This window comes from Micromonospora sp. CNZ286 (genome assembly GCF_014207755.1).
The window spans coordinates 6,710,028-6,732,517 of the sequence record NZ_JACHIZ010000001.1 but is presented as its reverse complement, the minus strand read 5'-3'; the positions used below and the strand labels follow the sequence as shown (position 1 = coordinate 6,732,517).

The window sequence follows — 22,490 nt, the reverse complement described above, 5'->3', positions numbered from 1 at the left end:
GTGCAGAGGGGGGTCGTCGTGCGTCCGATCCGACCCGGTGACCAGGGACCGGCGGTGGCCGAGATCCGTACCGTCCTCGCCGGCCTGGAACTTCTTCCCGCCGAGGCCGGAGGAGACGACTACGACGCACAGACCGAACGCGCGGTACGGGCCTTCCAGCAGTCCCGCGGCCTCAGCGTCGACGGGCGGGTGGGCGCCGAGACCTGGCGGGCGCTCGACGCGGCCCGCTGGCGGTTCGGGGCCCGCGCGCTCTACCACGCCGTACCCGAGCCGCTGACCGGCGAGGACGTCCGCTCGCTCCAGGAACGCCTGCTGGAGATGGGGTACGACGTGGGCCGCGCCGACGCCATCTACGGCATCCGCACCTCCCGCGCGGTGGCGCAGTTCCAGCGGGAGATGGGCCTGAAACCGGACGGCTCGTGCGGGCCGCACACCGTCAACGCGCTGCGCCGCCTCGGCCGCAAGGTGGTCGGCGGGCGCCCGCAGTGGCTGCGCGAGTCCGACGCCATCCGGCAGGCCGGGCCGACGCTCATCGGGCGGACCGTGGTGATCGACCCGGGGCACGGGGGCACCGACCCGGGCGTGGTGGTGCCCGACGGCACGCTGCGCTGGAGCGAGGCGGACCTCGTGCACGACCTCGCCAGCCGGCTGGAAGGGCGGCTCGCCGCCGCCGGCGTACGGGTGCAGCTCACCCGGGGTCCGTCGCCCGGCGACTGCCTGCCGGACGCGGACCGGGCCCAGCTCGCCAACTCCCTCGGCGCCGACGTGTTCATCTCCCTGCACACCGACGGGCACGCCAACCCGGAGGCCGAGGGTGTGGCCACCTACCACTACGGCACCGACAACGGCGTCACGTCGGCGACCGGCGAGCGCCTGGCCGGGCTCGTGCAGCGGGAGATCGTGGCCCGCACCGGGCTGCGCGACTGCCGTACCCACGCCAAGGCATGGGAGCTGCTCCGGCTCACCCGGATGCCCGCGGTACGCGTCGAGGTCGGCTACCTCACCTCACCGGACGACCGGGCGCGGCTCGTCGACCCGCGCTTCCGGGACCGGGTGGTCGAGGCCATCGTGGCCGGCGTGCAGCGGATGTACCTGCCGATCGAGCGGGACGTGCCGACCGGCTCGATCGACGTGAGCGAACTGCGGGCGATCGTGGCCGCCGGCACCGTCGTCGACTGACCCGCGGCTCAGCTCGTCGAGCGGGTGGCGGGTGCCGGGCGGACCGGCCGCAGCAGCGTCTCCGGGCTCATCGAGCCGAGCAGCTTCTCCAGCGCGTACTCGACGTCCGACTTCCAGCTCAGCGCCGTCCGCAACTCCAGCCGCAGCCGGGGGTAGCGCGGGTGCGGCCGGACCGTCTTGAAGCCCACCGAGAGGAAGAAGTCGGCGGGTGCCACGCACGCGCGGGCCGGGTCGTCCGCGTCGTCGCCGAACTTGGCGTCGCCGAACGCCTCGATCGCCTTGATGCCGCGCTTGGTCAGGTCGCGGGCCACGCCCTGCACCAGCATCCGGCCCAGGCCGCCGTCGGCGAAGGCGGGCACCACGTGCGCCGTCATCAGCAGAGCCGCGTCCGCCGAGACCGGTGAGGTGGGAAACGCCATCGAGCGCGGGACGTACGCCGGTGGGGCGTACATGACGAAACCGGCCGGCATGCCGTCGACGTAGACGAGCTTGCCGCAGGAGCCCCACTCCAGCAGCGTCTGGGAGACCCACGCCTCCTTCTCCAGGCCCGGGTCGCCTGCCGCGCAGGCCCGCTCGGCGGAGACCGGATCCAGCTCCCAGTAGACGCAGCTCCGGCAGGATCGAGGCAGGTCCTCCAGCGTGTCCAGGGTCAGGCTGACCAGACGTCGCGACATGAGCGCACCCCACCACTAGGCTCGGAGCGCCGGTGAGTCCCGCGCCCTCCTGCTCCCGACGAGCGATCGTACGCCCCCGTCCGGCGGTACGGGAGTGAACGCGCGAGCCCTCGCCCGGACGGCCGACGGCGGGTCCGGGATGTGGACGTGTCCACACGGCCGGTGCCGCGACCGTCACCGGGGACTACGATCGACCAACCGGCCCCCGCCGCCAATGGATGTCGGCATCGCGGGTACCACACCGGGCGGCAGCCCCGCCGACACCCGATCGAGGTGATGTCCATGACCGGCACGACGCTCGACGACTACACCGACCGGTACGCCCGGCGCGTCCGCGGAATGACCGCCTCGGAGATCCGGGCACTCTTCGCGGTGGCCAGCCGGCCGGAGGTCGTCTCGCTCGCCGGTGGGGCCCCCTACATCGCGGCGCTGCCGCTCGACGCGGTCGGCGAGATGCTCGGCCGGCTCGGCTCCGAGCACGGCGCCACCACCCTCCAGTACGGCATCGGCCAGGGCACCCCGGAGCTGCGCGAGCGGATCTGCGAGGTGATGTCCCTGTCCGGGATCGACGCCTCCTGCGGCGCCTCACCGGAGGACGTGGTGGTCACGGTCGGCGGCCAGCAGGCCCTCGACCTGGTCGCTCGTCTCTTCCTGGATCCGGGTGACGTGGTGCTCGCCGAGGGCCCGACGTACGTCGGCGCGCTCGGGGTGTTCCAGGCCGCCCAGGCCCAGGTGGCCCACGTGCCGATGGACGACGAGGGGCTCATCCCGGAGGCGCTGGAGACGGCCATCGCCGACCTGGCCCGAGCCGGCCGGCGGGTGAAGTTCCTCTACACCATCCCCACCTACCAGAACCCCGCCGGTGTGACGCTGAGCGAGGAGCGGCGCGAACGGGTGCTCGACATCTGCGAGCGCGCCGGGCTGCTCGTGGTGGAGGACGACCCGTACGGTCAGCTCGGTTTCGAGGGTGAGGCGCCCAGGCCCCTGCGGGCCCGGCGGCGCGACGGGGTCTTCTACCTGAGCACGTTCTCCAAGACGTTCGCGCCGGGCCTGCGGGTGGGCTGGATCCTGGCCCCGCACGCGGTCCGCGACAAGCTGGTCATCGCCAGCGAGGCGCAGATCCTCTGCCCGAGCGCCTACGCGCAGTCGGCCGTCTCGACGTACCTCGGCACCATGCCCTGGCGGCAGCAGCTCAAGGTCTACCGCGAGGTCTACCGCGAGCGCCGGGACGCGTTGCTCGACGCGATGGCCGACCTGATGCCGGAGGGCACCACCTGGACCACACCGCGCGGCGGCCTGTTCGTCTGGGCGACGCTGCCCGACGGGCTCGACTCCAAGGCGATGATGCCGCGCGCCGTGGCCGCCCGCGTCGCGTACGTGCCGGGGACCGGCTTCTACGCCGACGGCACCGGCACCGGGAACATGCGGCTCAACTTCTCCTTCCCGACGCCGGAGCGGATCCGCGAAGGCGTCCGCCGGCTCGCCGGGGTGATGGAGCAGGAGATCGCCATGCGCAAGGTCTTCGGCGCGGTCGGCGGCGCCGGACCCCGCCGTCGCCAGGGCGGCTCGGACGCGCCCGGTCCCGACTTGGCATGATGCCCGCATGTCCGACAGCCCCGCCGCACCGCCTCCCGTGACCGGATCCACCGCCGACGAGCTGCACGTGCTCGTGCTCGCGGGCGGCCTCTCCTACGAACGGGACGTCTCGCTGCGGTCGGGCCGCCGGGTGCTCGACGCGCTGCGTGCCGTCGGCGTCGACGCGGAACTGCGCGACGCCGACGTGGCGTTGCTGCCCGCCCTCACCGCCGACCCGCCGGACGCCGTGGTGATCGCCCTGCACGGCGCCACCGGCGAGGACGGCTCGCTGCGCGGCGTACTCGACCTCTGGGACGTGCCCTACGTCGGCTGCGACGCCCGGTCGTCCCGCCTCGCCTGGGACAAGCCGTCCGCCAAGGCGGTGCTGCGCGAGGCGGGTATCCCCACACCCGACTGGGTGGCGCTGCCGCACGACCGTTTCTCCGAGCTGGGCGCGGTGGCCGTCCTGGACCGGATCGTCGACCGCCTCGGGCTGCCGCTGATGGTCAAGCCCGCGCAGGGCGGTTCCGGACTGGGCGCCGCCGTGGTCCGGGAGGCGGCGTCGCTGCCGGCCGCGATGGTGGGTTGTTTCGCGTACGACCAGACCGCGCTCGTGGAGCGCTACGTCCCCGGGATGGACGTGGCGGTCTCCGTGCTCGACCTCGGCAAGGGCCCGCAGGCCCTGCCCCCGGTCGAGATCGTGCCGCGCAACGGCGTCTACGACTACGCGGCCCGCTACACTGCCGGCCGTACCACCTGGCACGCGCCGGCCCGGCTCGACGCCGCGACGACCGCCCGGGTGACCGAGGTGGCGCTCGCCGCGCACACCGCGCTCGGGCTGCGCGACGTGTCCCGGGTCGACCTGATCGTCGACGCCGGAGGCGACCCGCACGTGCTGGAGGTCAACGTCTCACCGGGCATGACCGAGACGTCGCTCCTCCCGCTGGCGATCCAGGCCGCCGGGCTGGACTTCGGCCGGGTCCTCGGCACGCTCGTGACCCGGGCCGCCGCCCGCCGCTGACCTCAGCTCTCCCGGGTACGCGCTGCGTCCGGCCGGTCGTCCGCGGCGTCGTCCGGCCCGGCGTCGTCCGGCCCGGCCTCGTCCTCGTCTTCGCTGTCCGGGGCGCTGTCCCCTGCGTGTTCCGGTGCAGGGCCGGCCTGCGGGGCCGGGTCGGGCTCCGACGGGCCCGCCGAGGGGTCTGAGAGGCCCGCTGCCGCGTCGGACTCGGGGATCTCGTCCGCTGCCTCGATCACCGACACGGCCTCGTCCTCGGGCTCCTCAGCGGCGTTCGCGGGCGAGGTCGGGGAGAGGCTCGACGGCGCCTGCCAGTGGATGCGCGGCGGCTCGGCCAACGGACGGCCGCCGAACTCGGCGAGCCACGCGGCCACCATGGCGAGGTTCTCCCGCCACTTCTCCTCGGAGATCGGGGGCAGGATCGAGTCCCACAGCGACAGGAACGTGCCCCGCAGCTGCAGTCGCCCGTACGGCCGGGCCAGGAACCACAGGTGCAGGTGCGCCGAGCCGTCGCCCCACCGGTTCACGTGGACGCGGGCCACTCCGTCGAGCGAGCGGACGGCCCGCTCCAGGCGGACGGTCATCACGCCCAGTTCGGCGGCGAGCAGGTTCGGCAGGTCGCCCAGATCCAGGTGGGAACGGGACTCCAGGATCAGGACCATCGGCAGGCCGGTGGGCCGGTCCATGGCGCGGACGCGCCACCGCTCACCGACCCAGATGTACGCCTCGTCGGGCGCGTTGCAGGCGGTGCACTCCCGGTCCGCCTCGCCGCGGCGGGGAGGTTCGAACGGTACGGGCTCGTCGAGTTGCTTGACGCGGAGATCGCCCTCGAAGGGGAAGGACGGCCACTGGGTGAAGTCGGGAACTGAGGGAGGGGTGTCCGGCACGACGCTGACCCTAACCGAGTTGGCGACGCCTGTCCCTACCTGTTCCACTGGCCGCCCACCGGTTGTCCACCGCGTTGTCCACAGGCTGCCGAGATCACCAGCACAGCGCGTCATGCACTGCTCAGCAAGGGTTTCCTCGCTTTGTTTCACGTGAAACGGGGAGTGCCTGTGGACAACCGCTGTGGATAACTCGGGGTGCGTCTGGGCCCGTTCTTCCAACGATCCGGTGACCGATCCGCACCGGGTGCCGACGGCTTCTTCTCGTGCGTGTTTCACGTGAAACGGCGGATGCGTCGGCCCGCATCTCGGCGCGGTCGCTCGGCTCGCTGGCGTCGACTGACCCTGTTCCGTGACTGCGTCCTCGGCGGGTGCGGCGGATCGAACGAGGCGCCTCCGGGCGACGGCGACAGGTGAGTCGCGAGGCGAGCCATCCGGCGGTTGTTCGTTGGGAGCGGGCCGGGCCGCGCGGATACCGAGCCGCGCCGACCACCGCTCGACTTATGACCGGCACCGCGCCTCATCGCTTGCACCCGGCACAGCCGGGACTCGATCGGATGAGCGTCGGGTCCGTCGCCGCGTTTCACGTGAAACAGCAGCCGCGTCTGAGCCGACAGGCCGAGCCCGAGCTGGCGCACGGGCCTCGGGTTTGCCGGGCCTCGGGTTTGCCGCTCGATCGCTGATCGGGCTCGCCACCGCCCTGGAGTCGTGCGACCACCCGGCCGCCCCGGAGAGCGATGCCGGGTCATCGACGGCGGCGCGAACGAGCAAGCATCATCCGGCCCAGGGATGCTGAGCCGGGCCGCACAGCCCGGCTCGCTGGCCGGGCTCCTCGCGACAGTTCCGGTTCGGCGCTCCCGGTTCGGCCGTTTGCCGGTTCGACACTCCCCGGTTCGGCAGTGTTCGGGTCGGCACTGTTCGGCTCAGCGACCCTCGCTCAGGTGCTCCCCGGTTCGGCGGGGCGCGGCTCAATGCGCCTGGATCGCTCACAGGCGCTGATCGGATAGGGGTCGGCAGGACGGCTCTTGCGCGGTCGTCACGGCCGGGCGTGCTCAACCCTCTGACCCGTCAGCATGGTCATCCTCCGATCGCCCTTGCCCTAGCTCAGGGCTTGCCGCCCGGGACAGTCGGCACGCCAGCCCGGGGCACGCCGGCACGCTGGCCCGCGCAGGGCGGCTCGGCAGCCCGACGGCCCGACGGCCCGACGGCCCGACGGCCCGGCAGCCCGGCGGCTCGAATGGCTTTCCGGCGGAGAACCGGTTCGCGTGCGTGCGATCGGTGGGCGGCACCAGCTGGCGGCTAGACGAGTGCGTCACGCGGAACGAGCGAATCACCAAGCAACGGATTCCGTCTGAGCCGTCACCGCCAGCCCTTCTGCCAGACCAGCGGAGTGGGCGCGGACCGACTCGTCAACGCCGAACGGCGGCTCTTTCGGAACCTTTGCGCACTCGGCCCTCGCGTACTCAGCCCTTCAGCGCTCGGGCGCGCGGCCTGCCGCCGATCAGTAACGCGGATAGCAGATTCACCGCCACCACCCAGTCGCCTGCCCCCGTTTCACGTGAAACGACGGGCGAGGCACGACAGCCCAACAGCCGATGCGACCCAGGATGCTCCCGCTTCGACCGCATCAGCGCGGAAGGACGCTAGGGCATCGGTGAGCACCACCGGCACCAGGCGGCCCGGCCCCTCGTCGGAGACGGCATCGGCTTCGGAGGGGCCGGTCCCCGTCGACCGAGTAGCCGTGACCCAACGAACCGCCATGCCCGACGAACGGCACCGAACCGACCCGGACACAGATCCGGCCGCATCCCCTCGTCGGGATGCGGCCGGATCGACACCGGAGAAAAGGGCTACGCCTCGGGCTGCCCGTCCTCGCCCACGCCGATGATGCCGACGATCCGCTCCAGGTCGTCGACGGTGGCGAACTCGATCGTGATCTTGCCCTTGCTGCGGCCGATGTCGACCTTCACCCGGGTGTCGAACCGGTCCGAGAGCCGGTCTGCGAGATCGGTGAGCGCCGGGGCATGCGGCTTCGGCCGGCGCTTGGCGGCGGCCGACTTCGCCGGCTCCTCGGCGAGCGCCAGGTGCACCAGTTCCTCGGCGCCGCGGACCGTGATGCCCTCGCGAACGATCCGCTCGGCGAGTGCCTCCTGCGCCTCGGCGTTGTCCAGGCTGAGCAGTGCCCGGGCGTGGCCGGCGGAGAGGACACCGGCGGCGACCCGGCGCTGCACGGCGGGTGGCAGGTTCATCAGCCTGATGGTGTTGGAGATCTGCGGGCGGCTGCGGCCGATCCGCCGGGCCAGTTCCTCGTGCGTGGCACCGAACTCCTCAAGGAGTTGCTGGTACGCCGCCGCCTCTTCGAGCGGGTTGAGGTTGGCGCGGTGGATGTTCTCCAGGAGCGCGTCCCGGAGCATCGCGTCGTCCTTGGTGTCCCGGACGATGGCGGGGATGGTCTCCCGGCCGACCGCCTGGGCGGCACGCCAGCGCCGCTCACCCATCACGAGTTCGAACTTCTCGGGGTCGAGCTGGCGGACCACGATCGGCTGGAGGAAGCCGACCTCCTGGATCGAGGTCTTCAGTTCCTCCAGCGCCTCCTCGTCGAAGACGTGCCGGGGCTGCTTCGGGTTCGGCACGATCGCGTCGACCGGGATCTCCGCGAAGCGGGCGCCGGGCACCGGGCTCAGCTGGGGCTCGGGCTCGACGGCCGGAGGCGGGGTACCCCCGACGCCGCCGGTGATGGCGGCGGTCGCGCCGGCGACCGGAGTCGACGGCGACGCGGCAGTGGCCGACGATTCCGGTTCGGTGGCAGCCGGTTCGGCGCCCGGTACCGGTCCGGTGGGGATGAGGGCGCCGAGCCCTCGGCCCAGTCCGCCGCGGGGACGGTTCTTCATGCGACGCCTCCCAGCGACATCTCCGCACTACGCATTCCGGCTCACCGGCTCCTTGACGCCTCGCTCCGCGATCTCCTGGGCGGCCTCGAAGTAACTCGTGGCCCCCCGCGAACCGGGATCGTAGGTCATCACCGACTGGCCGTAGCTCGGTGCCTCGGAGACGCGCACGTTGCGGGGGATGACGGCCTGGAGCACCTTGTCGCCGAAGTGGTTCCGGACGTCCTGCTCCACCGCGTCGGCCAGCCGGGTACGCCTGTCGTACATGGTGAGCAGGATCGTGGAGACCTCGAGCTTCGGGTTGAGGTGCTGACGAACCAGGTTGATGTTGTTGATCAGCTGGTTGAGGCCCTCCAGCGCGTAGTACTCGCACTGGATCGGGATCAGCACCTCTTGCGCGGCCACGAGCGCGTTAACCGTGAGCAGGCCGAGCGACGGCGGACAGTCTATGAAGACGTAGTCGAAGTGGCCGGGGTACGCGGCGATGGCCCGCGCCAGGCGCGACTCCCGGGCCACCACGGAGACCAGCTCGATCTCGGCGCCGGCCAGGTCGATCGTGGCCGGTACGCACCACAGGTTCGGGATGCCCTCGACCGCCTGGGCCACCTCCTCCAGCGGCACACTGTCGATCAGACAGTCGTACACGTCGGGCACGCCCGTGTGGTGCGGCACGTTAAGACCGGTGGAGGCGTTGCCCTGGGGATCAAGGTCGACCACGAGCACCCGGTTGCCGTGCAGCGCGAGCGCCACTGCGAGGTTCACGGTGGTGGTCGTCTTACCCACGCCGCCCTTCTGGTTGGCGACGCACATCACCCGGGTCCGGTCGGGGCGCGGCATGGTGACCTCGCCACTGGGATTCAGGATCTGCACGGCGCGCATCGCCTCCATAGCCAACGGTGGATCATCCTCTTCGCGCGTCGGGGTTTCACGTGAAACGTACGTGCTGGCGTCTACCTCGTCCCCGTACCCGTCCGCTTGTGGCGTGTCGGACGGCGCCACCGTGACCTCGGGGACGGCCTGGAACGGCACGGCCGAGACGGGCGGCTGGGGTTCGTAGCGGGTGGGTACCGCGGCGTTCGCCCGCACCGCGGGCGGGCGAGGAGTCGGTGCGTTCACCGGACCGTCGGCCGGGTCGAGCGGGTCGCGGGACGGCGGTACGTTCGCCGGCACGGACGACACGGGCCGCACGGGCCCGCCGGCCGACGGCTCCCGTCGTTTGGACGGCTGAGCCGGGTACGGGGAGGACGGTTCGCCGGACTCGTTCACCGTCCACTCCTGGTAGTTGGTTTCACGTGAAACGGGGTCGGCGGAGGGCTCGCCTCCTGGTCCGGTCAACCGTGGATCGTCGTACCTGCCGTCGTCATGCACCTGTCATCCCTACCCGCTCCGGATGGTCGGTCCGCACCCGTCGAATCGCGTCCGCGCCTCGCACGGCGCCGCCGGTTCGGCGGGAACCATCGGGTTCGGGTGCCGCCCGGCACCGCCGTTCCACACTATCGACGCGTCGGTCAGCCTACGGCCGACGGGCGCGGTGGGTCCATGTCGGGTTGCGATCGATCGCGTCACGCCCACCGGTCCAACGACCGGATCGGGCGTGCGGAATGGCGTACCGGCTCAGCGGTCGCCGCGGCGGCGACCGCCACGCGACCGCTTCGGCTTCTTCGGACGGCGCGGGTTGACCACGCGCTCCCGCACCACCTCGACCACAGTCGCCGGGGGGTCGATCACCCCTTCGCCGCAGCGGTGCAGTTCCGGGGTCGCGCCGCCGAGGCGGATCACGGCCTCGGTGTGCTCGGTGATCTCGTCGGCCGCCGAGGCGCCCTTGAGCGCGACCAGCCGTCCGCCGGGGGCCACGAGCGGCAGGCACCAGGAGGCGAGCCGGTCCAGCGGCGCCACCGCGCGGGCGGTCACGATGTCGGCGCTCAGCGGCTCCCGGTCACGCGAGCCGGCCGCCGCCTCCTCGGCCCGCCCACGGAACACACGGACGTCCCGGGTCAGGCCGAGACGCTGTACCGCCTCGATCAGGAAGGCGGTCCGCCGGGCCAGCGGCTCGACGAGCGTCACGGTGAGGTCGGGACGCGCGATCGCCAGCACCAGACCGGGCAGCCCGGCACCGGAGCCGACGTCGATCACGCTGGCGCCCTCCGGGATCCGCTCCGCCACCACCGCACAGTTGAGCAGGTGCCGCTCCCAGAGGCGCGGCGTCTCGCGGGGGCCGATCAGGCCGCGGACCACGCCGTCGGTGGCGAGTAGTTCGGCGTACGCGGCGGCCAGGTCGAGCCGGTCACCGAACAACGCGCGGGCGGCCTCCGCCAGCTCGGGCGGCAGCGTCGCCGTCGCCGGGTCGGGGACGTCGTCACCGTCCACGAGGGACGGTGCATCCGCCGACGGCTCCGCGAAGACCGGGTCGGCCACCGCGGCCGGGTCGGCCGGCGTCACGTCCGCCGCCTGCTCGCCGGAGAAGGCGGGTGTCACGTCCACCGCCGGGTCGGCGGGCTCGATCCCGGTCACCACCGCCGGCTCGCCGGAGAAGGCGGGCTCGCCGGGGTCGGTCACGGCCCTTCCCGGGTACGCCGGGTCGGCCGGCCCGTCGTCATCGGAGAAGACCGGGTCGACTGTGTTGTCGGGGCGCACAGCCGACGGCCCGGGCGGCGTACCGCCCGGGCCGGTCACGGCTCCTGCCGTCGTCTCGTCGGAGATCACAGACCTCAGTCCGCCACCGGCCGGACGACGATGCGGCGGTTGGGCTCGACGCCCTCGGACTCGCTCTCCACCCCGCTCATCGCGTTCACCACGTCGTGCACGCACTTGCGCTCGAACGCGGACATCGGCTCCAGGCGCACCGGCTCGCCGTGCTCCTTGACCTTCTCGACCGCGTTCTTCGCCACGGCGGCCAGTTCCTTGCGCCGGGCGGCCCGGTAGCCGCCGACGTCGAGCAGCAGCCGGCTCGGGGTGCCGGTCTGACGGAACACGGCCAGCCGGGTCAGCTCCTGGAGCGCCTCCAGGGTCGCGCCGCGCTGGCCGACCAGGTTCTGGAGCCGGCCGCCGACGACCTCGACGACGGGGCGGCCGCCGGAGACCAGCTCGTCGATGTCGCCGTCGTAGTCGAGGATGTCCAGCAGTCCCTCGACGTAGTCGGCGGCGATCTCGCTCTGCCGGAACAGGTCGCTGTCGGCCGGGGCCTTCTTCTCCCGGGCCTCGCCAGCGGCGTCCTCGGTCTCGGTGGCGGCGGTAACGGGGGTCTCCTCGTCCAGGGACTGGTCGGCGCTGGGGATGCTGGTCTCGGTCACGGGTCTCATCTCCGTACTCGCTCGGCCGGACCGTCGGGGGTCCGCTGGTCTCCCGGGGCCGGCGGGAGGTTCGCCGGGTGCCCTCGGGCACGTCTGTACGGGCCAGTTTCGCCCGTGTCCGCGCTCCGCGCGGCGATTCCGGCCCGGCGCCGACTCCTCGGATGGCAGCACGCGGCCGGAACGGGCCACCGCCGACGTCGCGACGGTGGCCCTGTGGGCTCAGCCCTGTCGCTTGGCGGGCTTGCTGCCACCCTTCTTCGGGTTGACCGGCTTGGCGCCAGGCTTCGGGCCGGCCACCTTCGGCGCGACGGCCGGAGCCTTCGCCGGCGGCTGGGCCGCCTTGCGGCCGAACAGGCCACCGGCCTTGGCCGGCTGCACGGGGCCCTTGCCGGAGGTGCTCTTGGCGGCGCTGGTGCTCTTCGCGGTCGGCGGCGGCGGGAACTTCCGCAGCACCCACTGCTGCTGGCCGAGCGTGAAGAGGTTGTTGGTGACCCAGTAGATGATCACACCGATCGGGAAGATCGCACCCGAGATCAGCAGCGACAGCGGGATGCCGTAGAGCATCAGCCGCTGCACCATGCGCTGCTGCGGGTCCTCGGCCCACCCGGTCTTGAGGATCATCTGACGGCTGGTCAGGTAGGTGGTGGCGATCATGATGATCACCAGGATGCCGGCGACCACCTTGACCGTGCCGGTGCTCGCTCCGAGCCGGCTCAGCTCGTCAGCGGTGGAGCCGAACTTGCCGGAGATCGGCGCGGTGAACAGCGTCGCGTTGGAGGCGCTGTTGAACTGGTCGACGGTCCAGCCGTACAGGGTCTTGCCCTGGTTGTCGGGGCTGAGGCGGCGCAGCGTGTGGAACAGGCCCAGGAAGACCGGGATCTGGAGGAACATCGGAAGGCAGCCCATGAGCGGGTTGGCCTTTTCCTTCCGATAGAGCTCCATCATCTCCTTCTGGAGCGTCTCCCGGTCACCCTTGTGCTTCTCCTGGAGCTCCTTGACCTTCGGCTGGAGCGCCTGCATGGCACGCTGCGACTTGATCTGCTTGACGAAGACCGGGAACAGGATCACCCGGACCGTCACCACCAGGAAGACGATGGCGAGGATCCAGGCCCAGTTCGTACCGATCACGGCCCCGACCGGAACTCCGATGGCGTCCCAGGCCGAGTGCCAGGTCAGCAGGATCCACGAGATCGCGTAGTAGATCCAGTCGAGACTAAACACTCAGGCTCCAGTCACGTCGGAACGGCGGCGGTCGCCCGGCTCCGGAACCGGGTCGTGTCCACCAGGGTGGAAGGGGTGGCAGCGCGACAGCCGACGGACCGTCAGCCAGGCTCCCCGCAGCGCACCGTGCCGGGACACCGCCTCGACGGCGTAGGCACTGCACGACGGGTAGAACCGGCAGCGGGCCGGCAGTGCCGGACTTATCCACCGACGGTACGCGATGATGGGTGCCAGCAGCATGCGGGCACCGGTTGTGGGCGACGGAGTCGTCGTCGGGCCGGTCACCGCGACCGCCGTCCCCGGGGGGCCCGTGCGGCGGCGATGGCGGCGTCCAGGTCGGCCCCGAGCCGGGCGTACGTCGCGTCGGCGGCCGCAGGCAGCGCGCGTACCACGAGGGTGGTGCCGGCGGGCAGCTCGCCCAGCCGCTCGCGGACCAGATGCCGGAGCCGTCGGCGGACCTTGTTGCGGACCACAGCGCCGCCGACGGCCTTGGACACGACGAAGCCGGCGCGGCTCGGTGCGGAGGTCTCCGCACCGAGGCTTCGCGCCGGCTCCGGCGAGAGTGTCGCGGTGGTGCCGATCGGCTCGGGGAGGGTCAGGTGGACCACGACGGCGCCACGGCCGACGCGTCGGCCACCGCGAACCGCTGCGGCGAAGTCGTTACTGCGCCGCAGTCGTTGCGCGGCGGCCAGCACGACTGCCCACGTCCCCGGACCGGACCTGTCGGCGTCAGGCCGACAGGCGGGCGCGGCCCTTGGAGCGACGGGTCGAGATGATGGCGCGGCCGGCACGGGTGCGCATGCGCAGCCGGAAGCCGTGGGTCTTCGCGCGCCGGCGGTTGTTCGGCTGGTAGGTGCGCTTGCTCACGTCAGGCTCTCCGTTGTCGTACGCCCCGCGCGGCGGATCGCCCGGGGTCGTGTGCTGGTCCAGATCACCTGTCGGTGACCTCCGATCGGCGCTGCCGCGACACGCTCCCCGGCGATGCGGGGTGACAGCCACGGACAGCAAGCATCAATCACCCTAGCAGAGGGCGAGAGAGCAGCCGCTCCAGCCTACGCAGGGGCGCAATGACCGTCAAACGTCACACTCGGGCGTCCGACCTGCGCGCAAGCGCGACCGAAGGGGCGGTTTTCACTGATGTTGCCAAGGTCGTCAGGGTGTCGCCGGTTGATGCTGTGGGGTCCGCGCTGTTAGCGTGCGCGATTGCGGTCGGCGTCGGGGGTCCGGGGTTTGTCGCCGATCGGCAAGACCGGACACGCTGTTGAATCGTTCGGCACGGTGAACCCGCTTCAACGCCTCCCTGGATCGAGGGGGGCAGGTCCGACCCGCGTCCGGTGGGCGGCCACAATCGGTCGGTACACAGGCTGTGGATAACTTGTGGATGACGACCGGTCAGCCGTCCGGGCGGGCGTGAGAAGGAGCAGGCGAGGGGGTGGCACGACGGTGACCGGAGCGACCGACCTTGCCGCGGTGTGGACGGCGACCACCGACGAACTCGCCGACGAGATCATCTCCGCGCAGCAACGGGCGTACCTCCGGCTCACCCGGCTGCGCGCGATCGTCGAGGACACGGCGCTGCTCTCGGTGCCGGACGCCTTCACCCGGGACGTGATCGAGTCCCGGCTCCGCCCGGCCATCACCGAGGCGTTGAGCCGCCGGCTCGGCCGGCCGATCCAGGTGGCCGTCACCGTGCGGGTCTCCGACGACCCGGGCGCCCGCCCGGCCGGCACTGTCTACCGCAGCGGCCCGGAGCCGCTGCCCGAGCACGACGCCGCCGCCCCGCTGCCCGGCTTCGACCAGCCCGGCCCGCCCGCGTCCGCCTTCCCGTCGCCGCGCCCGGAACCCGGATACGCCGAGGCCGGGTACGCCGAACCGCGCCCGGAGCAGCCGCTCGACGAGCCGGCGCCGCGCCAGCGGACCGCCGACGGCGGCGGCCGCCCGCACCTCATTCCGGCCGGCCGGGACGCGCAGGACACGCTCTTCAGCGCCGCGTTCGCCGAGCCGGTACGCACCGCGCCCGAGCGCCGCGCCTTCGACGAGCGCACCCGCATCGAGCCGCCCGTGCCCGACGCCGGCGGATACGAGCCCCGATACCGGGAGAGTCCGCCCGCCGACCCCGCGCCGATGCGCGGCCTGCCGCGCGACGGCGCCACCGACAACGGCCCCGGCCGGGGTGGCGCCGACCACCACCGTCCGGGCGGCGGCGGCCAGGCCGATCGCAGGCTCCCCGGCGGTACGGAGAGCGGCGGCAACCGGCTCAACCCGAAGTACATGTTCGAGACGTTCGTCATCGGCTCGTCCAACCGGTTCGCGCACGCCGCGAGCGTGGCGGTGGCCGAGTCGCCGGCGAAGGCGTACAACCCTCTGTTCATCTACGGCAGCTCCGGGCTGGGCAAGACCCACCTGCTGCACGCCATCGGGCACTACGCCACGACGCTCGGCAACGCGCGCTCGGTCCGGTACGTCTCGACCGAGGAGTTCACGAACGACTTCATCAACTCGCTGCGCGACGACAAGACGAGCGCGTTCCAGCGCCGCTACCGGGACGTGGACATCCTCCTGATCGACGACATCCAGTTCCTGGAGAACCGGGAGCGGACGCAGGAGGAGTTCTTCCACACCTTCAACACCCTGCACAACGCCAACAAGCAGATCGTGATCACGTCCGACCGCTCGCCGAAGCAGCTGGCGACGCTGGAGGACCGGCTGCGTACGCGGTTCGAGTGGGGTCTGCTCGCCGACATCCAGCCGCCGGACCTGGAGACGCGGATCGCGATCCTGCAGAAGAAGGCGGCGCAGGAGCGGCTGTTCGCCCCGCCGGACGTGCTGGAGTTCATCGCGTCCCGGGTGTCGAACTCGATCCGCGAACTGGAGGGGGCGCTGATCCGGGTCACCGCCTTCGCCAGCCTCACCCGATCCTCGGTCGAGCTGTCGCTGGCCGAGGAGGTGCTGCGGGACTTCATCCCGGACGGCGCCGGCCCGGAGATCACCGCGGACCAGATCATGGTGTCCACGGCCGACTACTTCGGCGTGAGCCTGGAGGACCTGCGCGGCCACTCCCGCTCCCGGGTGCTGGTGAACGCGCGTCAGGTGGCCATGTACCTGTGCCGCGAGCTGACCGACCTGTCGCTGCCCCGAATCGGGCAGGCGTTCGGCGGCCGGGACCACACGACGGTGATGCACGCGGACCGCAAGATCCGCCAGCAGATGGCGGAGCGGCGCTCGCTCTACAACCAGATCGCCGAGCTGACGAACCGCATCAAGCAGAACACCTGACCGTCTCTCTCCTCGCGCTGCCTCTTTCCTTCACCGCTCCCGCCGCGGACGTCCCCGCAGATCTTGGAAGCTTGGCGCCCTCATAGGGGCCGTCTCCTACCAAGATCTCGCCAGAGCTGAGCGTCACACCTCACGCGTGACCTGAACGCAGCCACGGTCCCCGCCCTCACCGGCCGACCGTTCGCGTCGATCATGAGGTTAGCGGCGACAAACCGGACGCCAGATGCCGCCAACTTCATGATCAACCCGAGCAGGGCTGGGCGGGGCGGGCGGAATCGCGGGAGGGGTGGGGTGACCTCGTGACCAATTCGGCGCCGACGCGGCGGGCTCGGGCGGGTGGCAAGTAGCCGACAGCGGGGATCGGTTGACCCTCGACCCGGTGGAGGGCCCAGGATCTGTCGTGTGCTCGTCCACAGCTCGTACCCGTTGTCCACAGCCCCTGTGTCACAGGCAGTGGACAACCACGCTTTGCACCCGGCCGGTTACCCACAGACTGTGGACAACTCCTGGGGACGACGCTGTGGATGCCTGGGGACAACACAGTCGTCATCCCCAGACGACGGTCTGCCTGTGGGCGAGCTGTTGAAGGTTCTGGGGATGACGGCTCTCGACCCTGTCGGCGTTGTCCACAGCGCTGGGGAGAAAACCGGTGGATTACCGGTGGACAACCGGTGGACAGCCGTGGAAAACCCGGCGGCCGGCGAGGGCTGTGGACCGGGACACGAGTTTTACCCCTGGTTCTCCACAGCCAAACCACCGGTGGATAACGTGTCTGACCTGCGCGGACGCCGGTTCTCCACAGTTTGCACAGGTGCGATGAAGACGATGAGTTATCTCTTCTAAACAACAAAAACCAATCATCACCGTTGGACTTCCTGTGGATCGGGCCGGAGCACTGCCGTCGGCAGTCGCCCGGGGCACCTGGATCCACGGGGTCGGGCGCACAGCCGATGTCCCAGCGCCTTAAGGTGCGATGGGTACCCGCACGGTCGGGCGGGACGGGTGGCAGCGGTCGGCATGAGAGAGTTGTCGCTGACGTCGACGCGGAGGCATTGATGAAGTTCCGAGTGGAGCGCGACGCGCTCGCCGAGGCGGTCGCGTGGACCGCCAAGAGCCTGCCCAACCGACCCTCCGTACCGGTGCTGGCCGGGGTGATGCTCCGCGTCACCGACGGCAACCTGCAGGTCTCCGGCTTCGACTACGAGGTCTCCAGCCAGGTGACGGTCGAGGTGCAGGGTGACGCGGACGGCGCCGCCCTGGTCTCCGGCCGCCTGCTCGCCGAGATCACCAAGGCCCTGCCGGCCAAGCCGGTGGACATCGCCGCCGTCGGCGCCCACCTCGAACTGGTCTGCGGAAGCGCCCGGTTCACGCTGCCCACCATGCCGGTGGAGGACTACCCGACGCTGCCGGAGATGCCGGAGAGCGCGGGCACCGTCGACGCCGCCGCCTTCGCCTCCGCCGTGGCCCAGGTGGCGGTGGCCGCGGGCCGCGACGAGACGCTGCCGATGATGACCGGCGTACGGATCGAGCTGAGCGGCAGCACGATGGCCATGCTGGCGACCGACCGCTACCGCCTCGCGCTGCGCGAGATGGAGTGGAACCCGGACGACCCGGAGATCAGCCTCAACGCGCTGGTGCCGGCCCGTACGCTGCACGACACCGCGAAGGCGCTCGGCCCGCTCGGTGGCCACGTCACCATGGCGCTGTCCTCCGGCGGCGCCGGTGAGGGCATGATCGGTTTCTCCGGTGGCACCCGCCGGACCACCAGCCGCCTGCTCGACGGCGCCAACTACCCGCCGGTGCGCTCGCTGTTCCCGGCCGACCACAACGCCGAGGCCCGCGTCGCCGTCGCCGCGCTCATCGAGGTGGTCAAGCGCGTCGCGCTGGTCGCCGAGCGCACCACCCCGGTGCTGCTCAGCTTCAGCGCCGACGGTCTCGTGGTCGAGGCGGGCGGCACCGAGGAGGCCCGGGCCAGCGAGGCCATGGAGGCCACCTTCAGCGGCGAGCCGCTGACCATCGGGTTCAACCCGCAGTACCTCATCGACGGCCTGGCCAACCTGGGCGCGCAGCACGCCCTGCTCCGGTTCGTCGACGCGTTCAAGCCCGCGGTCATCTCCCCGGCCGGCGAGGATGGCGAGGTCATCCCGGGGTACCGGTACCTCATCATGCCGATCCGCGTGTCCCGCTGATCGCAGGCAGCACGACCCTGACGTACGGAGGTAGGAGCAGATGCAGCTCGGCCTGGTAGGACTCGGCCGCATGGGCGGCAACATGCGGGAGCGGTTGCGCGCCGCCGGGCACGAGGTGGTCGGCTACGACCACAACCCGGAGATCAGCGACGCCGCGAGCCTGGCCGAGCTTGCCGAGAAGCTCCAGTCGCCCCGCGCGGTGTGGGTCATGGTTCCCGCCGGCGTCACCGACGCCACCATCGACGAGCTCGCCGGTGTGCTCGGCGAGGGCGACATCATCATCGACGGCGGCAACTCCCGGTTCAGCGACGACGCCCCGCGCGCCGAGCGGCTGAACGAGCAGGGCATCGGCTACATCGACGTCGGCGTCTCCGGCGGCGTCTGGGGCCGGCAGAACGGGTACGCGCTGATGGTCGGCGGCGCGCAGGAGCACGTCGAGCGCCTCATGCCGATCTTCGAGTCGCTCAAGCCCGAGGGCGAGTTCGGCTTCGTGCACGCCGGCCCGGTCGGCGCCGGCCACTACGCCAAGATGGTGCACAACGGCATCGAGTACGGCCTGATGCACGCCTACGCCGAGGGCTACGAGCTGCTTGCGGCCTCGGAGCTGGTGACGAACGTTCCCGGCGTGTTCAAGTCGTGGCGCGAGGGCACCGTGGTCCGGTCCTGGCTGCTCGACCTGCTGGACCGGGCACTCGACGAGGACCCGGAGCTGGCCGAGCTGAGCGGCTACACCGAGGACACCGGCGAGGGCCGCTGGACCGTGGACGAGGCGGTCCGGCTCGCCGTACCGCTCAACGTCATCACCGCGTCGCTCTTCGCCCGGTTCGCCTCCCGGCAGGACGACTCGCCCGCGATGAAGGCCGTCGCCGCGCTGCGCCAGCAGTTCGGCGGCCACGCCGTCCACAAGCGCTGACCGGTATCCACAGGCTGTGTACGTCCGCCGGCTCGAACTGGTCGACTTCCGCTCGTACGAGCGCGTCGGCGTCGACCTGGAGCCGGGGCCGAACGTGCTCGTCGGCGCCAACGGCGTCGGCAAGACCAACCTGGTCGAGGCGCTGGGTTACGTGGCGACCCTGGATTCGCACCGGGTCGCCACCGACGCCCCGCTGGTGCGGATGGGCGCCGCCTCGGCGGTGATCCGTTGCGCCGTGGTGCACGAGGGCCGGGAGCTGCTGGTCGAGCTGGAGATCGTCCCGGGCAAGGCCAACCGGGCCCGCCTCGGCCGGTCCCCGGCCCGCCGCGCCCGGGACGTGCTCGGCGCGCTGCGCCTGGTGCTGTTCGCGCCGGAGGACCTGGAACTGGTCCGCGGCGACCCGGCTGAACGCCGCCGCTACCTGGACGACCTGCTGGTCACCCGCCAGCCCCGCTATGCCGGTGTCCGTGCCGACTACGAGCGTGTGGTCAAGCAACGCAACGCGCTGCTGCGTACGTCGTACCTCGCTCGGAAGACCGGCGGCACACGCGGCGGTGACCTGTCGACGCTGGCCGTGTGGGACGCGCATCTGGCGCAGCACGGCGCGGACCTGCTCGCCGGCCGCCTGGAGCTGGTGGCCGCGCTGACCCCGCACGTGGCGAAGGCGTACGACGCGGTGGCGGCCGGCCGCGGCGCGGCGGGCATCGCGTACCGGCCCTCGGTCGAGCTGCCCGAACCCGGCGCCGACCGCGCGGCGCTGGCGGAGGCGCTCGCCGCCGCGCTCACCGCGAACCGCGCCGCAGAGATCGAGCGCGGCACCACGCTCGTCGGCCCGCACCGCGACGACCTGGCGCTGACGCTCGGCCCGCTGCCCGCGAAGGGGTACGCGAGCCACGGCGAGTCCTGGTCGTACGCGCTGGCGTTGCGGCTGGCCGGTTACGACCTGCTGCGCGCCGACGGGATCGAGCCGGTGCTGGTGCTCGACGACGTCTTCGCCGAGCTGGACACCGGCCGGCGGGAGCGGCTGGCCGAGCTGGTCGGCGGCGCGAGCCAGCTCCTGGTCACCTGCGCGGTGGACGACGACGTGCCGGCGACGCTGCGCGGCACCCGGTACGCGGTGGGCGAGGGGACGGTGCGACGTGCCGGATGACGAGGTGCAGCTCCCGCCCGCGCGGCTCGGGCCGGGACGCGACGCGCGTACCCCGGGGAAGCCCGCGGACGGCGAGCCGGCCGCGAAGCTGCCGGAGGGCACGGCCGGGCCGGAACTGGCGCGGGCGGTGCTCGACGCGGCGAAGGCCCGGCGGCAGGCGGCGGCCCCGCGACGGCGCGGCGCGGTCCGCGGCGACGGCGAGAAGCGGCTGCGCGGCTACTCCGGCCCGGGGCCGGACCCGCGCGACCCGCAGCCGCTCGGCGCGGTGCTGGACAAGCTGATGAAGGCGCGCGGCTGGCAGCAGCCGGCCGCCGAGGCGACCGTGTTCGGCGCGTGGGAGAAGGTGGTCGGCCCGGAGGTTGCGCAGCACAGTCGCCCGGTCAAGCTGGAGGACGGCGAGCTGACCGTGGAGGCGCGTTCGACGGCCTGGGCGACCCAGCTGCGCCTGCTGGCGGGCTCGCTGTTGCAGCAGATCGCCCGGGAGGTCGGCCACAACGTGGTGCGCAAGCTGCACATCCACGGGCCGGCGGCGCCGTCGTGGTCGCGCGGCCCCCGACGGGTACGTGGGCGCGGCCCCCGCGACACCTACGGCTGACCGACACCGCCCGAACGCCGCGCCTCCCGCCGGGCGCGCTTGAGTTCGCGCTGCTCGCGGCTCCACTGCTTGCGGCGCTCCAGGTCTTCCTTCCACGCGTCGCGGGCCAGCTTCGAGCCGCCCTGCACCGCGCCCTGCACCTGGGACGGGCCGGCGAGGTTGCGGAACACCCAGCCCAGCAGACGGCCACCCTTGCCGGAGGCGTCGCCCACCTGCTCGTCGTCGCTCATCCCGCCGCCCTCTCTGTTTGTGTGCAAACCATTGGTACACCAATCATTGCTACGATCGCAACGACGACGAGGAGGACGCGGGTGACCGACGGCATCGAGGAGGACCCCCTGGCGCTGGAGCAGCAGGTCTGCTTCGCGCTCTCAGTCGCCGCCCGGAGCGTCGTCGCTGTCTACCGGCCGCTGCTGGAGCCGATGGGGCTCACCCACCCGCAATACCTGGTCATGCTGGCGCTCTGGCAGCACGCGCCGCTGTCCGGCCGGGATCTGAGCCGGCTGCTCCAGCTCGATCCGGGCACGCTGTCACCGCTGCTCAAGCGGCTGGAGGCGGCCGGCTACATCCGGCGGGAACGCGACGCCGCCGACGAGCGCAGCCTGGCCGTCTCGCTCACCGCCGAGGGGCAGGCGCTACGGGCGCAGGCCGAGCGGATCCCGCCGGCCATCGTGCAGCGCCTCGGCCTGCCGCTGGCCGACCTGCGGCACCTGCACACGGCGCTGACCGAGGTGATCGCGGCCGCCAACCAGGCCACGTCTTCTTCCGGCGCTGCGGCGCCCGGTCAGGCGTCGGCGTAGACCGCGAAGCCCCGCTCCGCGCAGCGCCGGTAGAAGGCCGCCAGCACGCTCAGCTCGGCGCAGGTGAAGTTCCACTGCGGCGGATCGCCGCTCTCGTCCCGCAGCCGGTCGAGCCGGCTGTCGAGCCAGCGGAGCTGCTGCTCGGCCAGCCGCCCGTCGCCGAGCAGCGCGCGCAGCACCTCGCTCACCGACTCGAACGTGACCGGCTCGCCGTACGGCCGGTGCCGGGCGACGAACTTCTCCACGCCCTCGGCGATCCAGGAGCAGCCGTCCGGGTCGATCACCGGGTCCTCGTCCTCGACCGCGTTCTCCGTGGCGTAGAGCACATTCTCCAGCCCGAGGATCAAATCGACCAATTCCGTGTACGCGGTCGCGCGTACCGTGCCGGTCTTCGCGATCAGCTCGGCGAGCGCCGCGGTCGGCGCGGAGATCCGGGGCATGTCCACGATCTCGCCGAAGTCCACGAACTCAGCCGGCGCGACCGGATCGTAGAAGCGGCCGGTCCGCGGCCAGTGCACCGCGACGTTGTCCAGCCCCATCTGGCGTCACCTCTCACCAAGCGTTTTCGGACCATCTCCGACGATCGTCCCGGTTCCGGGCGCAAAAGATCAAGACCGCAACGGCGGCGCCGCAAAAGCTACGGCACGCCGGGCCCGGCCGCGACCCCCGGTCGGGGCAGCCGCCGATCACCGGTCGGATGACCGTCGTGGCTCACGGTGGCCGGTGGCGCGGTACCGCCCCAATGGCGTGTAGGGGGAGTCGTGGGCGACGCGGTTCGTCCGGCTACGGCATTCTCAGCCGCCTCGGAGAGGGTGCCGAGTGGCGGTTTGGTCGGCTCCGC

General features: G+C 72.0%; 22 protein-coding genes. 10 read left to right on the top strand and 12 right to left on the bottom strand.

Features of this window, described 5'->3' with window-relative positions; all coding sequences use genetic code 11:
• The first annotated feature begins 18 nt into the window (after positions 1 to 18).
• Positions 19 to 1,179, top strand: a complete 1,161-nt coding sequence (locus FHX31_RS30345) for an N-acetylmuramoyl-L-alanine amidase (protein ID WP_013477529.1) — start codon at positions 19 to 21, stop codon at positions 1,177 to 1,179.
• A gap of 8 nt (positions 1,180 to 1,187) precedes the next feature.
• On the opposite strand, the gene FHX31_RS30340 is transcribed toward FHX31_RS30345, so the two are convergent.
• Complete coding sequence (locus tag FHX31_RS30340) at positions 1,188 to 1,853, bottom strand: GNAT family N-acetyltransferase (protein ID WP_013289377.1); 666 nt, start codon at positions 1,851 to 1,853, stop codon at positions 1,188 to 1,190.
• 282 nt (positions 1,854 to 2,135) lie between these two features.
• On the opposite strand from FHX31_RS30340, the gene FHX31_RS30335 reads away from it, so the two are divergent.
• Together FHX31_RS30335 and FHX31_RS30330 are read left to right on the top strand one after the other, a co-directional pair.
• Positions 2,136 to 3,449, top strand: coding sequence for an aminotransferase-like domain-containing protein (locus FHX31_RS30335; RefSeq protein WP_013477530.1), 1,314 nt, complete (start codon positions 2,136 to 2,138; stop codon positions 3,447 to 3,449).
• Between the two features lie 7 nt (positions 3,450 to 3,456).
• On the top strand, positions 3,457 to 4,449 hold the full coding sequence (locus FHX31_RS30330) for a D-alanine--D-alanine ligase family protein (protein WP_184977608.1): 993 nt from the start codon (positions 3,457 to 3,459) through the stop codon (positions 4,447 to 4,449).
• 2 nt (positions 4,450 to 4,451) lie between these two features.
• Here FHX31_RS30330 and FHX31_RS30325 read toward each other — a convergent pair whose 3' ends face one another.
• The 9 genes from FHX31_RS30325 to rpmH form a co-directional block, all read right to left on the bottom strand.
• Positions 4,452 to 5,330: a hypothetical protein gene (locus FHX31_RS30325; RefSeq protein ID WP_071097343.1), complete on the bottom strand. Its 879-nt coding sequence runs from the start codon at positions 5,328 to 5,330 to the stop codon at positions 4,452 to 4,454.
• A 1,847-nt stretch (positions 5,331 to 7,177) separates the two neighbouring features.
• On the bottom strand, positions 7,178 to 8,218 hold the full coding sequence (locus tag FHX31_RS30320) for a ParB/RepB/Spo0J family partition protein (RefSeq protein WP_013477534.1): 1,041 nt from the start codon (positions 8,216 to 8,218) through the stop codon (positions 7,178 to 7,180).
• Positions 8,219 to 8,245: 27 nt separating this feature from the next.
• Positions 8,246 to 9,583: a ParA family protein gene (locus FHX31_RS32920; protein WP_402881872.1), complete on the bottom strand. Its 1,338-nt coding sequence runs from the start codon at positions 9,581 to 9,583 to the stop codon at positions 8,246 to 8,248.
• Between the two features lie 246 nt (positions 9,584 to 9,829).
• Entirely contained in the window at positions 9,830 to 10,582 is a 753-nt protein-coding gene (gene rsmG / locus FHX31_RS30310; protein WP_402881879.1) for a 16S rRNA (guanine(527)-N(7))-methyltransferase RsmG, read from the bottom strand.
• Between the two features lie 341 nt (positions 10,583 to 10,923).
• Complete coding sequence (locus FHX31_RS30305; protein ID WP_013289385.1) at positions 10,924 to 11,514, bottom strand: Jag family protein; 591 nt, start codon at positions 11,512 to 11,514, stop codon at positions 10,924 to 10,926.
• 210 nt (positions 11,515 to 11,724) lie between these two features.
• Positions 11,725 to 12,726 carry a membrane protein insertase YidC gene (gene yidC / locus FHX31_RS30300; RefSeq protein WP_013289386.1) on the bottom strand — a complete coding sequence of 334 codons (1,002 nt, stop codon included), beginning with the start codon at positions 12,724 to 12,726 and terminating at the stop codon, positions 11,725 to 11,727.
• Positions 12,727 to 12,966: a membrane protein insertion efficiency factor YidD gene (yidD, locus tag FHX31_RS30295; protein WP_013477538.1), complete on the bottom strand. Its 240-nt coding sequence runs from the start codon at positions 12,964 to 12,966 to the stop codon at positions 12,727 to 12,729.
• Between the two features lie 41 nt (positions 12,967 to 13,007).
• Entirely contained in the window at positions 13,008 to 13,421 is a 414-nt protein-coding gene (gene rnpA, locus FHX31_RS30290) for a ribonuclease P protein component (protein ID WP_030269559.1), read from the bottom strand.
• Positions 13,422 to 13,455: 34 nt separating this feature from the next.
• Positions 13,456 to 13,593, bottom strand: coding sequence for a 50S ribosomal protein L34 (gene rpmH, locus FHX31_RS30285; RefSeq protein ID WP_013289388.1), 138 nt, complete (start codon positions 13,591 to 13,593; stop codon positions 13,456 to 13,458).
• Positions 13,594 to 14,169: 576 nt separating this feature from the next.
• Here rpmH and dnaA point away from each other — a divergent pair.
• The 6 genes from dnaA to FHX31_RS30255 all read left to right on the top strand — a co-directional run bounded on the left by dnaA (position 14,170) and on the right by FHX31_RS30255 (position 20,849).
• Complete coding sequence (gene dnaA, locus FHX31_RS30280; protein ID WP_091330517.1) at positions 14,170 to 16,002, top strand: chromosomal replication initiator protein DnaA; 1,833 nt, start codon at positions 14,170 to 14,172, stop codon at positions 16,000 to 16,002.
• 570 nt (positions 16,003 to 16,572) lie between these two features.
• Positions 16,573 to 16,845, top strand: coding sequence for a hypothetical protein (locus FHX31_RS30275; protein WP_141722578.1), 273 nt, complete (start codon positions 16,573 to 16,575; stop codon positions 16,843 to 16,845).
• Between the two features lie 212 nt (positions 16,846 to 17,057).
• Positions 17,058 to 18,191: a DNA polymerase III subunit beta gene (dnaN, locus tag FHX31_RS30270; protein ID WP_013283212.1), complete on the top strand. Its 1,134-nt coding sequence runs from the start codon at positions 17,058 to 17,060 to the stop codon at positions 18,189 to 18,191.
• A gap of 40 nt (positions 18,192 to 18,231) precedes the next feature.
• Positions 18,232 to 19,104: a phosphogluconate dehydrogenase (NAD(+)-dependent, decarboxylating) gene (gnd, locus tag FHX31_RS30265; RefSeq protein WP_013283213.1), complete on the top strand. Its 873-nt coding sequence runs from the start codon at positions 18,232 to 18,234 to the stop codon at positions 19,102 to 19,104.
• A gap of 16 nt (positions 19,105 to 19,120) precedes the next feature.
• Positions 19,121 to 20,254 (top strand): DNA replication/repair protein RecF, encoded by a 1,134-nt coding sequence (gene recF / locus FHX31_RS30260; RefSeq protein WP_030269563.1) that lies wholly within the window; start codon positions 19,121 to 19,123, stop codon positions 20,252 to 20,254.
• A complete protein-coding gene (locus FHX31_RS30255; protein ID WP_013283215.1) occupies positions 20,244 to 20,849 on the top strand; it encodes a DciA family protein in 606 nt (201 codons plus the stop codon). The genes recF and FHX31_RS30255 overlap by 11 nt, the downstream gene beginning before the upstream one ends.
• On the opposite strand, the gene FHX31_RS30250 is transcribed toward FHX31_RS30255, so the two are convergent.
• On the bottom strand, positions 20,840 to 21,079 hold the full coding sequence (locus FHX31_RS30250) for a hypothetical protein (RefSeq protein ID WP_013283216.1): 240 nt from the start codon (positions 21,077 to 21,079) through the stop codon (positions 20,840 to 20,842). The genes FHX31_RS30255 and FHX31_RS30250 overlap by 10 nt on opposite strands.
• Positions 21,080 to 21,160: 81 nt before the next feature.
• On the opposite strand from FHX31_RS30250, the gene FHX31_RS30245 reads away from it, so the two are divergent.
• Positions 21,161 to 21,649 (top strand): MarR family winged helix-turn-helix transcriptional regulator, encoded by a 489-nt coding sequence (locus FHX31_RS30245; RefSeq protein ID WP_013283217.1) that lies wholly within the window; start codon positions 21,161 to 21,163, stop codon positions 21,647 to 21,649.
• Here the strand turns inward: FHX31_RS30245 and FHX31_RS30240 are convergent.
• A complete protein-coding gene (locus FHX31_RS30240) occupies positions 21,634 to 22,188 on the bottom strand; it encodes a hypothetical protein (protein WP_013283218.1) in 555 nt (184 codons plus the stop codon). The genes FHX31_RS30245 and FHX31_RS30240 overlap by 16 nt on opposite strands.
• Positions 22,189 to 22,490: the final 302 nt, after the last annotated feature.